Origin of the sequence: Amycolatopsis sp. DG1A-15b (genome assembly GCF_030285645.1) — a bacterium.
Taxonomy (GTDB): domain Bacteria; phylum Actinomycetota; class Actinomycetes; order Mycobacteriales; family Pseudonocardiaceae; genus Amycolatopsis.
Genome location: NZ_CP127296.1, coordinates 6,411,935 through 6,426,451, shown reverse-complemented (window position 1 = coordinate 6,426,451; position 14,517 = coordinate 6,411,935). Strand labels below are relative to the sequence as shown.

The window sequence follows — 14,517 nt, the reverse complement described above, 5'->3', positions numbered from 1 at the left end:
TGAGTCGATGACTCTCGCGACCGGCCGACGGCTTCCTGCCTCCGCGCGTTCGACGGCACGCCTCCTGCGGCGTGTCGTCGTTTTCGCGCGCCGCCGTGCGGTCGCGTTCAACGAGCTGTGGAAGCACTCGCTGCAGTTCCGCGTCACCGTGTCGACGCTCGCGCTGTCCTCCGCCGTGGTCTTCGTGCTCGGCATGGTGCTGCAGAACCAGATCACCGAACGGCTGCTGGACACCAAGCGCACGGCGGCGGTCGCGCAGACCCGCGCGGCGGCGGACACGGCCGCCGGCGAGCTCGTCGGCCTCGGCTCCGAGAACGTCGAGGCGCTGAACAACCGGCTCGAGAACGCGCTGAAGAAGATCGCGATCACGCCGACCAGCCAGGACGCGGCCGGGTCGGCGGCGGGGACGTTCGTCCCGGTGCTCGCCAGCGGCGGCCACGACCAGTCCACCGCCAACCCGTCGTCCGCGGGGCCGTTCGAGAACGTGCCGCCGCGGCTGCGCCAGTTCGTCGAAGCCGACCAGATGAGCTTCCTCGAGCACACCGTCCCCGAGGCCGGGGGCGGACGCACGACGTACCTGATCGTCGGCACGCCGTTGAGCACCGTGGCCGTCCCGCTGCAGCTGTACCTGCTGTTCCCGTTGACGACCGAGCAGAACACCGTCTCCACGGTGCAGAACACGCTGCTGGTCGGCGGGCTCGTGCTGCTGCTCCTGCTGGCGGGCATCACGAACCTGGTGACGCGGCAGGTGGTCCGCCCGGTCCGGCAGGCCGCCGCGGCGGCCGAGCAGTTCGCCGGCGGCGACCTCGACCAGCGGCTCGCCGTGCTCGGCGAAGACGACCTGGCGAAGCTCGCGGTGTCCTACAACGGGATGGCCGCGAGCATCCAGCGCCAGATCCGCCAGCTCGAGGAGTTCGGCGGCCTGCAGCGCCGGTTCACCTCCGACGTCTCGCACGAGCTGCGCACCCCGCTGACCACCGTCCGGATGGCCGCCGACGTGCTGCACGCGTCGCGCGAGCAGTTCCCGGCCGGCCTCGCGCGCTCGACGGAACTGCTGGTCGACGAGCTGGACCGGTTCGAGGCGCTGCTCGGCGACCTGCTGGAGATCAGCAGGCTCGACGCCGGTGTCGAAGACCTGTCCGCGGAATTCATCGACGTCCGCCCGATCGCCACCCGCGCGGTCGAGCAGGTCCGGGTGATCGCCGGCAACGCGGGCAGCTCGGTGGAGCTCGTGCTGCCCGGGGAAGAGGTGATCGCCGAGGTCGACGCCCGGCGCGTCGAGCGGATCCTGCGCAACCTGCTCGCCAACGCCGTCGACCACAGCGAGGGCAAGCCGGTGGTGCTGACGGTCGGGGCGAACGACACCGCCGTCGCCATCACGGTCCGGGACCACGGCGTCGGCCTGCGGCCCGGTGAAGCGGACCTGGTGTTCAACCGGTTCTGGCGCGCCGACCCGTCGCGCAACCGGCGCACCGGCGGGACCGGGCTGGGCCTGGCGATCAGCCAGGAGGACGCGCGCCTGCACGGCGGCGAGCTCGACGCGTGGGGCGAGCCCGGCAACGGCGCTTGCTTCCGGCTCCTGCTGCCGCGTCAGCAGGACGTGCCCGCCGGGGACTCGCCGCTGGTCCTGCCGCCGCCCGACCGGTTCGCCACCGAGGTGCCGCTCGGCGTCATCGACGTCACGCCGGCGCCGGAGGCGATCTTCGCCGAACGTGAGGGAATCGGTCAGTGAAACCACACGCTCTCCGGGGGACCGGGGCGAAGCTCCTGCTTTCGGTCCTGTGCGCGGTGCTGCTCGCGGGCTGCGCCAACGTGCCGCTGGAATCGCAGCCCCAGGTGGTGTCCGGCGAGCGGCAGGGCCAGGGCTCCGGTGACGTGGTGCCGGAGCCGCCGCCGGGCATCGACCCGCTGTCGCTGGTCCGCGCCTTCGTGGGGGCGACGCTCAAGCCGGGGCAGAACAACGCCGCCGCCCGGGCGTACCTGGACGAGCAGAGCCGGGCGAACTGGCGGCCGAGCCGCAGCCTGACGATCATCCAGGACACCTTCGGCACGGTCTACGACACCGGCCCGCCGCCGGACCCGAACACGCAGGTCGTGAACGTCCGCGGGATCGACATCGGCACGCTGGACCAGAACAGCGCGTTCGTGCCGGACTACAGCCTGGCGATGCTGCAGGTGAAGGTGCGCAAGCAGGCGAACGGCCAGTGGCGGATCGTCGACCCGCCGCCCGACCTGTACGCGACCGAGTCCGACTTCAGCGAGAACTACACACCGGTGCCGGTGAGCTTCTACTCGGAGTCGTCGGCCACCTTCGTCCCCGATCGGCGGTACGTCCTCGCGAAGCCGCAGTCGGGGCTGCCGGGCCGGGTGATGGACCTGCTGGTCAGCGGGCCGTCGACGAGCCTGGCCGGCGCGGTGAAGAACCTGCTCGGCGAACCCATCGAGATCGACACGAACGTCAAGAGCCTCGACGACGGGACGCTGGTGGTGCCGCTGACCGGGCTCTCGGGGGTGCCCGACGACATCCGGAACCTGATCGCGGCGCAGATCGTGCTGTCCCTGCAGTACGTCACGTCGGCCCGGATCCGCATCCTCGGCGACGGCGCCCCGCTCGTGCCGAACCACCCGGACTGGCGGCAGAACGACCTGCCCGCGTACGGCGCGTCGCTGTCGATCAGCTTGCAGCTGCCGGGCTTGATGACGGTCGGCGGCCGGGTCCGTTCCCTCGGTGACGGCGCCCCGGTGCCGGGCCCGGCGGGCAACGGCGGGTACGACGTCGTGAGCGCGGCCCAGTCGATCGACGGCAAGCGCCTGGCGGTGGTGGAGCGCAGCGGCGGCGGCGTGCGGCTGCGGATCGGCGACCTCGGCCGCGACCTGGCGCTGACCACCCTCGGTGGCAGCTCCCTGACCCGCCCGACGTGGCGCCCCGGCACCGGCGAGCTGTGGACGGTGGTCGACGGGCCGTCGGTGGGCCGGATGGTGCTCGACCAGAACGGCCAGTGGACGGCGCTGAGTGTCAACGCCACGGACCTGACCCAGCAGGGCGACCTCACGGAACTCCGGTTTTCCCGCGACGGCGCCCGCGTCGCGGCGGTGATCAAGGGTGAGCTGTGGGTGGCCTCGGTGGTCGCCAACGGCGACTCGGTGTCGCTGCGCGAACCGCGCCACCTCCAGCCGCACGACCTCGAGGACGTCGTCGACGTCGACTGGATCGCCCCGGACAGCCTGGTGGCGGTGACGAAGTCGCCGTCCCAGCCGGTGGTCAAGGTGACGGTCGACGGCCAGCGCCTGGACGCGTTCAACAGCAGCAACCTGACCCCGACGGTCCACGGCGTGACGGCGGCCCCCGGCCGCCAGATCGTGGTCGCGGACGCGAACGGCCTGTGGACGGCGTCGGTGCTGGGCGAGGTGTGGCGCCCGCAAAGCCACACGATGAAGGACGCGGACCCCTTCTACCCGGGCTGATTTTTTTCACTCGGGCGGGTGACGTCCGGGCGTTCGAAACTGTCGGTGCCGGTCGTGACACTGTCGGTGTGCTGAAGAGACTGCTCGATCTGCTGATCCCCAGCCGCTGCGCCGCGTGCGGAGCCCGCGGCGAGCCGTGTTGCGCCGGGTGCGAGCGCGTGTGGGGCGCGGCTCGGGAGGTGGTGCGAGGGCCCACGGCGGGGTTGGTGCGGGTGTTCGCACTGGCCAGGTACCACGGGGTGGGCCGGAGGTTGCTGATCGCGTACAAGGAGCGCGGCCGCCGTGACCTGGCGCCTTCGTTGGGGCGGGCGGTGGCGGAGGCGCTGGTGGCGCTGCCGCTGAAGCCGGCGGCGATCGGGGGGCCGGGTGGGGCTTCGGCTGGGTCTGGCGGAGCTTCGGCCCGAGTGGGAGCAGGTCCGGCTGGGGTGGGTGGGGTTTCGGCTGGTTCCGGCGGAGCTTCGGGCCGGGCGAGTGTGGGTTCGGCTGGGCTGGGTGTCGGTTCGGCCGGTTTGAGCGGCATGTCGGCCGTGGCGGGTGCGGCTGGATCGGGTGGGGTTTCGGCTGGTTCCGGCGGAGCTTCGGGCCGGGCGGGGGTCGGTTCGGCCGGGTCGGCTGGGCTCGGCGCAGCTTCGACCCGGCCGAATGCCGGTTCGGGCCTACCGACCGGCGCTCATCCTCGTCCGGCGCATCCCCCAGACGGGTCCGATCCCACCCCGGGGCGCGCCGCACCCCCGACCCCGGCAAGACCCTCGCCCCGGGCGATCTGCCTGGTCCCGGCCCCGAGCCGCCCGTCGGCGGCGCGGGTGCGCGGTGGCCCGCACGTGGAGCGCCTGGCCCACGCGGCGGCGAGCGTCCTCGCGGCGCGGGGCATCGAAGTCGTCGTTGCCCCGGCGTTGGAGCTGGCGGGCGCGGCCCGCGACGCGGTCGGCTTGAGCCGCGAACAGCGTATGGCCAACCTGGCCGGCCGCCTGAGGTTTCGTGAGGCCGGGCGGCCGCCGCCGGGATTGAGCATCGTGGTCCTGGACGACGTGATCACCACCGGTGCCACCGCGGCGGCCTGCACCAGAGCCCTTGCGGCGGCGGGATTCACGGTCTCCGCCGTCCTGACCCTCCTGGCCGCCGGCTGAACCGGCCGGGTTCGCCGCCGCACTTCGAAAACCGACCCATGGGCACCACTGTGGACCTTCCCCAGGAAGTGCGCAGACCGGGCTACCAAACCCGCAACACACGACGAACCACCGTGGTACCGGTTCCGCGGCTCACCCCGATCAAACGCCCCCGGCCCGGCTCAGCAACCAACTTCTCCCCAGCTCAAGCCGCAAAAAAGTCCGACGGGGAACCACTTCTCGCGCCCGGGTGAACCTGACGTCGCCTATCCGAGTGACAACTGCCGGGAACGCGAGCGGACCGGCGCCCGTTGTCCGGGCATGAGGGTGTCGATCACGATCACTCGGCCGCCGCACCACTCCACCGGAGTGGCGGCTGCGGGAGACCGGGCTGTCACCCTCGGCGTCCACCAGCAGGCAGCGGTGCGCCGTCCGTGTGAAAGCACGGTCACCGCGCCGCGTCCGACCAGCGGGTGTTTTGTGGTGCCCACTCCGCGATCACTGCGTGGGGTGACCGGGTCCCACCCCCTGACATCCCCCGGCTCGGGGGCTGTTGTAACGGGCGTGAGGAAGCTAACGTGCTCCGCAATCAGCAATCCCCGCAGGCAGGGAGGTGACGAGCCCATGTCCCTGGCGCCGGAGGTGCGCTGAGTCCGCGCTCGGTCACCGGAACGAGACGTCGTCCACCGTTTCCGAGTTCCTTCTCAGCCCGCGATCCGGGCTCACGTCCCCGCAATACCGGCGCCGTGTGTGAACACATCAGCTCGCAGTCATCTCAGCGAGGGAGGTCGTGTATGGACATCGTCGTTAAGGGCCGCAACGTGGAGGTGCCCGACCACTATCGGGCGCTTGTCAGCGAAAAGCTGGCCCGCCTCGAGCGCTACGACAGGAAAGTCATCCGGTACGACGTGGAACTGTTCCACGAACCGAACCGGCGCCAGGCCAAGAGTTGCCAGCGCGTCGAAATCACCGGAAAGGGGCGGGGCCCGGCCGTACGCGCTGAAGCGTGTGCCGCCGACTTCTACGCGGCGCTCGATTCCGCAGTCACCAAGCTGGAAAACCGGCTGCGGAGGACACACGACCGGCGGCGCGTGCACTACGGCCGCAGCCGCCCGGAATCGGTCGCCGAGGCGACCTCGGCACTGCCGGGTGGTGGATCCCCGGCCGCAGCCAGTCCCGCCGCGCGTACCGCGGTGTTGGACGCACCCGAAGCCGAGCCGCAGACGAACGGCTTCGCGAGTGCCGAAGAATTCCACCTGCCCCAGCAGCAGAGCTGGGCCGACGATGACCTGGGCCACCAGCCCGGCCGCGTCGTTCGCGAGAAGCAGCACACCGCCGAACCCATGACGGTGGACCAGGCTCTCTACGAGATGGAGCTGGTCGGCCACGACTTCTACCTCTTCAACGACTCCGAAGCGGGCCGGCCCAGCGTGGTCTACCGGCGGAAAGGCTTCGACTACGGCGTGATCCGGCTCGGCTGAGCCGAGCCCGAGGGAGGTCTTGACGGAGGGTCCGCACGCGCTCGCGTGCGGGCCCTCCGCATGTCAGGACGTACGGCGTGTGCACACGACGGCCACCGTTCCCTACGATGGGGGTGGGAAGGTGGCGCCGAACACGGCCGCCACCGCGGGAGAACCTGCCCGGGACCGGCCTGGGCGTGCTCATATTCAGCTAGTGAGGTCGACCGGATGGTGCTGAACCGCCTGCTCCGCGCGGGTGAGGGCAAGATGGTGAAGCGGCTGCGCAACATCGCCGATCACATCAACACCCTCGAAGACGACGTCAAGGACCTGACCGACGCCGAGCTGCGGGCCAAGACCGAGGAGTTCCGCAAGCGGAACGGCGACGGGGAATCCCTCGACGACCTGCTCCCGGAGGCCTTCGCGGTCGTCCGGGAGGCGGCCAAGCGGGTGCTGGGCCAGCGTCACTTCGACGTCCAGCTGATGGGCGGCGCGGCGCTGCACCTCGGCCAGGTCGCCGAAATGAAGACCGGCGAGGGCAAGACGCTCACCTGCGTCCTCCCCGCCTACCTCAACGCCATCCCCGGCAAGGGCGTCCACGTCGTCACGACGAACGACTACCTGGCCAAGCGTGACTCGGAGTGGATGGGCCGCATCCACCGCTTCCTCGGCCTCGAGGTCGGCGTCATCCTCTCGGAGCAGCAGCCGGAGGTGCGGCGCTCCCAGTACAACGCCGACATCACCTACGGCACGAACAACGAGTTCGGCTTCGACTACCTGCGCGACAACATGGCGTGGAGCCTGGACGACTGCGTCCAGCGCGGCCACTACTACGCCATCGTCGACGAGGTGGACTCGATCCTCATCGACGAGGCCCGGACGCCGCTGATCATCTCCGGCCCGGCCGACCAGTCGTCGCGCTGGTACGTCGAGTTCGCGCGGCTCGCCCCGCTGATGCAGGGCATCGACACCACCACGATGGGCTCGCGCGAGCGCGTCGAGAAGACGAACCTGATCAACTCGAAGTACCACTACGAGGTCGACCAGCGGAAGCGGACCGTCGCGGTCACCGAGAAGGGCGTCCGGTTCGTCGAGGACCAGCTCGGCATCGAAAACCTGTACGAGGCCGCCAACACCCCGCTGGTCGGGTACCTGAACAACGCGCTCAAGGTCCAGGAGCTCTTCCACCGCGACAAGGACTACATCGTCCGCAACGGCGAAGTCATGATCGTGGACGAGTTCACCGGCCGCGTGCTGCACGGCCGCCGCTACAACGAGGGCATGCACCAGGCGATCGAGGCCAAGGAAAAGGTCGAGATCAAGGCCGAGAACCAGACCCTCGCCACGATCACGCTGCAGAACTACTTCCGCCTCTACGGCAAGCTCGCCGGGATGACCGGTACGGCCGAGACCGAGGCCGCCGAGTTCCACCAGACCTACAAGCTGGGTGTGGTGCCGATCCCGACGAACCGCCCGATGGTCCGCCAGGACCAGCCGGACCTGATCTACAAGACCGAGGAAGCGAAGTACGAGGCGGTCGCCGAGGACATCGCCGAGCGGTTCGAAAAGGGCCAGCCGGTGCTGGTCGGCACCACGAGCGTCGAGAAGTCCGAGCGGCTGTCGAAGCTGCTGGTCAAGCTGAGCGTGCCGCACGAGGTGCTGAACGCGAAGCACCACGACCGGGAGGCGCTGATCGTCGCGCGCGCCGGCCAGAAGGGCGCCGTCACGGTCGCCACGAACATGGCCGGCCGTGGTACCGACATCGTGCTGGGCGGCAACCCCGACCTCATCGCCGACCAGGTGCTGCGCGAGCGCGGCCTGGACCCGGTCGAGCACTCCGAGGAGTACGAGGCCGCGTGGCCGGAGGTCCTGGAGCAGGTCAAGGCCGAGTCCAAGGCCGAGGCCGAGGAGGTCCGCGAGGCGGGCGGGCTGTACGTGCTGGGCACCGAGCGGCACGAGTCGCGCCGCATCGACAACCAGCTCCGCGGCCGTTCCGGCCGGCAGGGCGACCCGGGCGAGTCCCGCTTCTACCTGTCGCTCGGTGACGAGCTCATGCGCCGCTTCAACGCGACGATGGTCGAGCGCGTCATGACGACCATGCGCCTGCCCGACGACGTGCCGATCGAGCACAAGATGGTCTCCAAGGCCATCAAGAGCGCGCAGACCCAGGTCGAGCAGATCAACATGGAGCAGCGCAAGGACGTCCTCAAGTACGACGAGGTCATGAACGAGCAGCGCAAGGTGATCTACGCCGAGCGCCACCGCGTGCTGGCCGGCGAGAACCTGCGCGACCAGATCGAGGGCATGCTCGTCGACGTCGTCAACGCCTATGTGGACGGTGCGACGGCCAACGGCTACGCCGAGGACTGGGACCACGAGAAGCTGTGGACGGCGCTGAAGACGCTGTACCCGGTGAGCATCGAGTGGGACGACCTCATGGAGGACGGCGACCTCGACGAGAGCTCCCTGCGCGAGGCGCTGGTCCAGGACGCCCGCAACGCCTACGACAAGCGCGAAGCGGAGATCAACGCGCTCGTCGGCCCCGAGGGCATGCGGACCCTGGAGCACCAGGTGATGCTGACGGTCCTCGACCGCAAGTGGCGCGAGCACCTCTACGAGATGGACTACCTCAAGCAGGGCATCGGCATGCGGGCGCTCGCCCAGCGCGACCCGCTGATCGAGTACCAGCGCGAGGGCTTCGACATGTTCCGCGCGATGCTCGACTCGCTGAAGGAGGAGGCCGTCGGCTTCCTGTTCAACCTGCAGGTCGAGCGCGCCGAGGCACCGCCGGCCGAGGAGGCCGCGGCGCTGCCGACGGGCGTCCCCACCGGCAACGGCCAAGCGGCGGAGGGCCGGCACGCGCGTCCGGCGCCGCCGCAGCCGCCGACGACCGACACCGAGTCCGTCCCGGCCGCCCTGCGCGGCAAGGGCCTCGGCGGCGGTGGCCAGCAGTCGGGCATGACGCTGTCCGGCCCGGGCGAGGACGGCGAGGTCGAGTCCCACGCCGACGGCGAGGCGCAGGCCGCGGGCGGTGGCGGTACCCGCCGGGACCGTCGCGCCGCCCAGCGTGACGCCGCCAAGAAGGGCAAGAAGGGCCCGCGTCGCTGACACGGGTGTGACCGGGGCGCGCGGCTGGTCCGCGCGCCCCGGTGTCATGAACGGGGGAGTGTTTGGTGACGTCGGCGGATCCGCAGGAGTTCTTCGCGTTGTTCGCGGCCGAGCGGCGGCCGGACCCGTACCCGGCGTACCGGCGGTGGCGCGAGCGGTGGCCGGTCGCGGCGCTGAACGAGCGGCTGTTCGTGGTGAGCGGCCTCGCCGAGGCGACCCAGGTGCTGCGCGACCCGGCGTTCGGGCACCCCGAGCCTGAGTACCTGGATCCGGCGGACCGCCTCCCGGACCAGCCGGTCGACGAATCAGGACGCGTGGTCCGGGCGTTCCTCTCGCTGAACCCGCCGGACCACACGCGCCTGCGGCGGCTGGTGGCGAAGGCGTTCACACCGCGGATGGTCGAGCAGCTCACGCCGCGCATCGAGGAGATCACGGCCGCACTCATAGACGGCGCGCCGGCGGAGTTCGACGTGATGACGGCGCTCGCGAAGCCGTTGCCGGTCGAGGTGATCGCGGAACTCCTCGGCGTACCGCTGGACGACCGCGAGCGTTTCGCGGAGTGGTCGCACGCGATGGCGCGGGCGCTGGACCCGCCGTTCCTGCAGCGCCCGGAGACGTTCGAACCGGCGGTCAAGGCACGCCAGTCGTTCGTGGGCTACTTCCGCGAGCTGGCGGCCCGGCGACGGCGCGAGCCGGGTGACGACCTGTTGTCGGCCCTGGTCGCGGTGTCCGACGCGGGCGACGTGCTCAGCGAGGGCGAGCTGCTGGTGACGCTCACGCTCCTGCTGATCGCCGGCCACGAGACGACGACCAACCTGATCGGCAACGGAGTCCTGGCGCTGCTGCGCGGCCCGGACGGCCTCAAACCGCTGGGCACGGACGGCGAGAACGCGGCGCGGGTGGTGGAGGAGGTGCTGCGCTACGACTCACCGGTCCAGCTGACGGCCCGCACGGCCCTGCGCGACACGGAGCTGCGTGGGCTGGCGGTACCGGCGGACAGCCAGCTGATCATCGTGCTCGGCGCGGCCAACCGCGACCCGGCAACGGGCCCGTCCCCGGAATCCTTCGACCCGGCGCGGGAGCCGGGCCGCCAGTTGGCGTTCGGCCAGGGCATCCACTTCTGCTTGGGAGCGCCATTGGCGAGGTTGGAGGCCCGCATCGCATTCCGCGAACTGGCCCGCCGCCGCCCGGACCTGGCATTGGCGGGCACCCCGGAGTGGAACCCGACGACCACTTTGCGTGGCTTGTCGGCCCTTTCGGTGGCGAGCGGCGGGTAGGTTCCGGACGCAACGCGGACCGCGCCGCGCCGCGCCGCCCGTGACGACAACGTCGGCCCAGCGAACCGCGCCGCGTCGGAGCGGCGCGGCTCCCCGTGGGTGGTGGCGGTTGATGTGGCGCACCCCCGCAAGCCGCCGGCCGCCGGGGAGCGGGCAACCAAGACCCCGCCTCGCCTCGCCGCTTTCAGCCGGTGGTGAGCGGCTCGCACCTCCCGCCTCAGCTCGGCGCTTTCAGCCGGTGGCGAGCGACCTGCACCCCGCATCAGCCCCGCGCTTTCGGCCGGTGGTGAGCGGCCCCCACGCCCCCGTCTCACGCCGCCCGCCGGATCGGGTTGGCCGGTTGCTGGGGTTTCAACAGCGCGAACCGCACGCACCGCCAGCCCGTCGGGGTGCGGGTGAAGCGGGCCGCCAGTGCGAACGACCGGCCGTCCGCCTCCACGCGCGCGCACGCCTCGACCACCTCCGGTGCCGGAGTGCACGTGTGGATCGTCTGCGTCCGGTGCCGTGGCCTCGTCCGGCGTGGCCCGGCGAAACCCGCGTACACCTCCGGCGCCACCAAGGCGCGGACCTGCGCCGCCGGGCGGCGGCCGTCGTAGGCCTCCAGCAGCGTGTTCAGCAGGTGGCCCACCTCGCCCGCATCGAGCTGCCTCGGCGCCGGGTACCGTCCGCCGCCGCGGTGCTCCTCCCTCGGTGTCCCCTCGTCCGGACGGTCCGCCCGGCGAACCGCCTCGCAGTGGATCAACGTCCGCAACCGGTGTTCCTCGATCATTTCCTTCCCTCCCTGACTCGGCTATTCGCTTAGAGGGGGAACGGACCGGAAAGGACACCGGAATCGCACGATCCGGGCGAGAACCGCCGAAGCCGTGGATTCGCGGCGACCGTTGCGGTAAGCCGACCGATCGGTGAGACACCGCGTCGCCGCCCCGGCTATGGTGTGCCGGGTGCTGAAAGGGCTATTGGTCGATTTCGCCGGAGTTCTCACCGATCCCGACGCCGGCCGGTTCTACGACTACCTGGCGGCCGCACGCGAGCGCGGCGTCCGCACCGCGCTGTTGTCCAACGCCCCCGGGGCGTCGGACGAGGTCAAGAACACGATGTCCGACTACTTCGACGCCCTGGTGTTCTCCGGCGAGGTCGGCGTGGCCAAACCGGACCCGGCGGTCTACCTGATCGCGGCCGACCGGCTCGGGCTGCCCGCCGCGCGCTGCGCGTTCGTCGACGACTCGGCGACGAACATCCGCGGCGCCGTCGAGGCGGGCATGGTCGGGGTGCACCACCGGTCGGTCAGCGAGACGCTGGACGAACTCGCCGTGCTGTTCTCCGCCGGGTGAGGGTCAGCGCGCGCGGCGGACCAGCTCGAACGACAGCACCGCGGCGGCGGCCGAGACGTTCAGCGACTCGACGTCGCCCGGCATCGGGATCGACAGCCATTCCGTGACGAGCTCGCCGACCTCCGGGCCGACCCCGGCCGTCTCGCCGCCGAGGACGAACGCCGCGCGCTGCGGCAGGTCCACGTCGAACACCGTCGTGCGAGCCGACGCGCCCAGCGCGTAGAGCCCGTAGCCGGCTTCGGCCAGCATCTCCGCGGCCTCGCGCGCCGAGCCGCAGCGCAGCACCGGCGCGCGGAACGCCACGCCGGCCGACGCTTTGACCACCAGCGGGTCCAGCGCCGCGACGCCGCGCCGGGGCACGATCACCCCGGCCAGGCCGGCCGCGGTCGCCGTCCGCAGGATCATGCCGACGTTCGCGGGCGTGGTGATGCCGTCCAGCAGCAGCACCCGCGACGGCGGGCGCCGGTCGGCCAACGCCGCGGAAAGTGCTCGCATCCGCGGGGCGAGGACGTCGGCGAGCACCCCTTGGTCCTGCTTGCCGTTTCCGGCGAGCACCTTGACCCGGTGGGCGCTGGCGCGCTGCACCGGCACCCCGGCCGCCTTCGCCGCGCGCTGGATCTCCGCCGCGCCGGGGCCCCGGGCGGTGTCGGCGAGGATCACCTTGTCCACGCGCAGGCCGTCGTCCGCCAGTGCCTCGAGCACCGGCTTGCGGCCGTACACGGTCAGGAAGCGGTCCTTCGGCGAGATTGTCGACTCATCACCCACACCCCGCAGTCTCGCATCATGAAAGGATCGCCCCATGCCCGACCGCCTTTCCGCGCTGGACGCCTCGTTCCTGTACGTCGAGGACCACGCGACCCCGATGCACGTCGGCGGCGTGGCGATCTTCGAACGGCCGCGCTCCGGGTTCGGCTACCCGCAGCTGGTCGACCTCATCGGGGGCCGGCTCGCCTACCTGCCGCGGTACCGGCAGCGCGTGCTCGAGGTGCCGGGCCACCTGGCGCGGCCGGTGTGGGTGGACGACGTCGACTTCGACCTGAACTACCACGTCCGGCGCTCGGCGCTGCCCCAGCCGGGCAGCGACGAGCAGCTGTTCGACCTGGTCGCCCGCCTGATGTCGCGGCGGCTGGCGCCGGAGCGGCCGCTCTGGGAGGCGTACTTCATCGAGGGGCTGGCCGGCGACCGGGTGGCGCTGGTGACGAAGACCCACCAGTCCGTTGTGGACGGTGTCGGCACGATCGACCTCGGCCAGCTCATCCTCGACCCGGCGCCGGCCGAGCCGGAGCCGTTCGAGGACATCTGGACGCCGCGCCGCGAGCCGAGCCGCGCCCAGCTGGTGCTGGACGCGATCAGCGAGGGCGTCCAGCGGCCGGGCGAGGTGGTGGAGAACGTCCGGTCGGCGGCGAACGACGCGTTCGCGACGGCGGGCAAGTTCGCCGAGACCGTCGGCGGGGTGGCGTCGACGCTGCGCACCCTGGTGAGCCCGGCGCCGCCGGGGCCGCTGAACGTCCGGGTGTCCGGTGGTCGCGTGTTCGCCGTGGTCCGCACGCGGCTGGAGGACTTCCGCAAGATCCGCGCGGCCCACGGCGGCACGGTCAACGACGTCGTCCTCGCGGCCATCACGGGGGCGCTGCGCGAATGGCTGCTTTCGCGCGAGGTCCAGCTGACGCCGAACACGACGATCCGCGCGCTGGTACCGCTGGCGGTCCGCGACGCCGAGACGCCCGAGTACGCGACGCCGGGGCTGATCGGCAACCAGGTGGCGGCGTACCTGGTGGACCTGCCGGTCGGCGAGCCGAACCCGGTCCTGCGGCTGCAGCACGTCGGGCACGCGATGGCCGAGCACCTCGATTCGGGCCGTTCGGTCGCCGCCCGCGGGCTGCTCAAGGTGGGCGGCTTCGCCCCGGCTACGCTCCATTCGCTCGGCGCGCGAGCGGCGGGGTCGCTGTCCGGGCGCATCTTCAACGTCATGGTGACCAACTCGCCGGGTCCCCAGGTGCCGATGTACGCGGGAGAGGCCAGACTGGTCGAGATGTTCCCGGTGATGCCGCTGATGCGCACCCAGGCGCTGGCGATCGGGGTGACGTCCTACCACGGCGGCGTCTACTTCGGACTGAACGGTGACCGCAAGGCCGCGTTCGACGTCGACCTGGTCGCCGGGATGATCGAAGAGTCCTTGGAAGAGCTGAAGGGTGCGCACTGGTGAGGGTTTATCTGCCTGCGACCATCGCGATGCTTCGCGACCTCGAGACATCGGGGGAGTTCCGCGCCCGCAGCGGAACGGCGTTCGCGCTGACGCCGGCGTTGCGCGAGGCGTACGTCAGCGGTTCGGACGAAGAGCTGGAGTACGCGGCCCTGCTGGACGCGGCCCGGGCGTCGTTGCGCCTGATCGCGGCGGAGGAGAAGGGCGAGCCACGCCGGGTGGTGGTGTCGGCGGACGTGGCCGGGGTGACGCTGCGGCCCGACCTCGACGCACCGGTGGTGCGCATCGGCGGCCCGATCCCGCTGTCGGCAGTGGCGGCGATCCACGTGGACACCCCCGAAGCGGCCGAGGCGGTAGCCGCGGCGGCGGCGGTGATCGACGCGGCGGACCTGGGCGATCCGGACGCGGAGTTCACGTTGGGCGACGCGGAGGACCACGAGCTGGCCTGGTACGCGCCGCAGGAGCTGCCGTTCCTGCTGGAGCTGCTCTGAGCGGGTTGTCCACAGTGGGGGAATTCTGTGGACAACCGACCTTGAGCTGGGGTTTTGCCCGGGGTGGCCGGTAGCC

General features: G+C 71.4%; 11 protein-coding genes. 9 read left to right on the top strand and 2 right to left on the bottom strand.

The window, feature by feature from the left end; translation table 11 throughout:
- Window positions 1-7: 7 nt before the first annotated feature.
- The 6 genes from mtrB to QRY02_RS29425 all read left to right on the top strand — a co-directional run bounded on the left by mtrB (window position 8) and on the right by QRY02_RS29425 (window position 10,416).
- On the top strand, window positions 8-1,732 hold the full coding sequence (gene mtrB, locus QRY02_RS29450) for an MtrAB system histidine kinase MtrB (RefSeq protein ID WP_285986088.1): 1,725 nt from the start codon (window positions 8-10) through the stop codon (window positions 1,730-1,732).
- Window positions 1,729-3,465, top strand: coding sequence for an LpqB family beta-propeller domain-containing protein (locus tag QRY02_RS29445; RefSeq protein WP_285986087.1), 1,737 nt, complete (start codon window positions 1,729-1,731; stop codon window positions 3,463-3,465). Before mtrB ends, QRY02_RS29445 begins: the two co-directional genes overlap by 4 nt.
- 821 nt (window positions 3,466-4,286) lie before the next feature.
- Complete coding sequence (locus QRY02_RS29440; RefSeq protein WP_387050641.1) at window positions 4,287-4,592, top strand: hypothetical protein; 306 nt, start codon at window positions 4,287-4,289, stop codon at window positions 4,590-4,592.
- Between the two features lie 773 nt (window positions 4,593-5,365).
- Window positions 5,366-6,052, top strand: coding sequence for a ribosome hibernation-promoting factor, HPF/YfiA family (gene hpf, locus QRY02_RS29435; RefSeq protein WP_285986086.1), 687 nt, complete (start codon window positions 5,366-5,368; stop codon window positions 6,050-6,052).
- Between the two features lie 207 nt (window positions 6,053-6,259).
- The gene (secA, locus tag QRY02_RS29430) at window positions 6,260-9,139 is read left to right on the top strand and encodes a preprotein translocase subunit SecA (protein WP_285986085.1); all 2,880 of its coding nucleotides are present in this window, start codon (window positions 6,260-6,262) and stop codon (window positions 9,137-9,139) included.
- Window positions 9,140-9,204: 65 nt separating this feature from the next.
- Window positions 9,205-10,416 carry a cytochrome P450 gene (locus tag QRY02_RS29425; protein ID WP_285986084.1) on the top strand — a complete coding sequence of 404 codons (1,212 nt, stop codon included), beginning with the start codon at window positions 9,205-9,207 and terminating at the stop codon, window positions 10,414-10,416.
- A gap of 310 nt (window positions 10,417-10,726) precedes the next feature.
- On the opposite strand, the gene QRY02_RS29420 is transcribed toward QRY02_RS29425, so the two are convergent.
- Window positions 10,727-11,185 carry an Rv3235 family protein gene (locus tag QRY02_RS29420; protein WP_285986083.1) on the bottom strand — a complete coding sequence of 153 codons (459 nt, stop codon included), beginning with the start codon at window positions 11,183-11,185 and terminating at the stop codon, window positions 10,727-10,729.
- A 187-nt stretch (window positions 11,186-11,372) separates the two neighbouring features.
- Here QRY02_RS29420 and QRY02_RS29415 point away from each other — a divergent pair, with 187 nt between their 5' ends.
- Window positions 11,373-11,747: an HAD-IA family hydrolase gene (locus tag QRY02_RS29415; protein ID WP_285993944.1), complete on the top strand. Its 375-nt coding sequence runs from the start codon at window positions 11,373-11,375 to the stop codon at window positions 11,745-11,747.
- Between the two features lie 3 nt (window positions 11,748-11,750).
- On the opposite strand, the gene QRY02_RS29410 is transcribed toward QRY02_RS29415, so the two are convergent.
- The gene (locus tag QRY02_RS29410) at window positions 11,751-12,512 is read right to left on the bottom strand and encodes a TrmH family RNA methyltransferase (RefSeq protein WP_285986082.1); all 762 of its coding nucleotides are present in this window, start codon (window positions 12,510-12,512) and stop codon (window positions 11,751-11,753) included.
- Window positions 12,513-12,546: 34 nt separating this feature from the next.
- Between QRY02_RS29410 and QRY02_RS29405 the strand changes: the two genes are divergently transcribed.
- Together QRY02_RS29405 and QRY02_RS29400 are read left to right on the top strand one after the other, a co-directional pair.
- The gene (locus QRY02_RS29405) at window positions 12,547-13,953 is read left to right on the top strand and encodes a WS/DGAT/MGAT family O-acyltransferase (protein ID WP_285986081.1); all 1,407 of its coding nucleotides are present in this window, start codon (window positions 12,547-12,549) and stop codon (window positions 13,951-13,953) included.
- Entirely contained in the window at window positions 13,950-14,441 is a 492-nt protein-coding gene (locus tag QRY02_RS29400; RefSeq protein ID WP_285986080.1) for a DUF6912 family protein, read from the top strand. The genes QRY02_RS29405 and QRY02_RS29400 overlap by 4 nt, the downstream gene beginning before the upstream one ends.
- Window positions 14,442-14,517 lie beyond the last annotated feature (76 nt).

Coding starts and splice junctions, on each gene's coding strand:
- mtrB (WP_285986088.1), top strand. CDS start 8: ATGACTCTCGCGACCGGCCGACGGCTTCCTGCCTCCGCGCGTTCGACG.
- hpf (WP_285986086.1), top strand. CDS start 5,366: ATGGACATCGTCGTTAAGGGCCGCAACGTGGAGGTGCCCGACCACTAT.
- secA (WP_285986085.1), top strand. CDS start 6,260: ATGGTGCTGAACCGCCTGCTCCGCGCGGGTGAGGGCAAGATGGTGAAG.
- QRY02_RS29420 (WP_285986083.1), bottom strand. CDS start 11,185: ATGATCGAGGAACACCGGTTGCGGACGTTGATCCACTGCGAGGCGGTT.
- QRY02_RS29405 (WP_285986081.1), top strand. CDS start 12,547: ATGCCCGACCGCCTTTCCGCGCTGGACGCCTCGTTCCTGTACGTCGAG.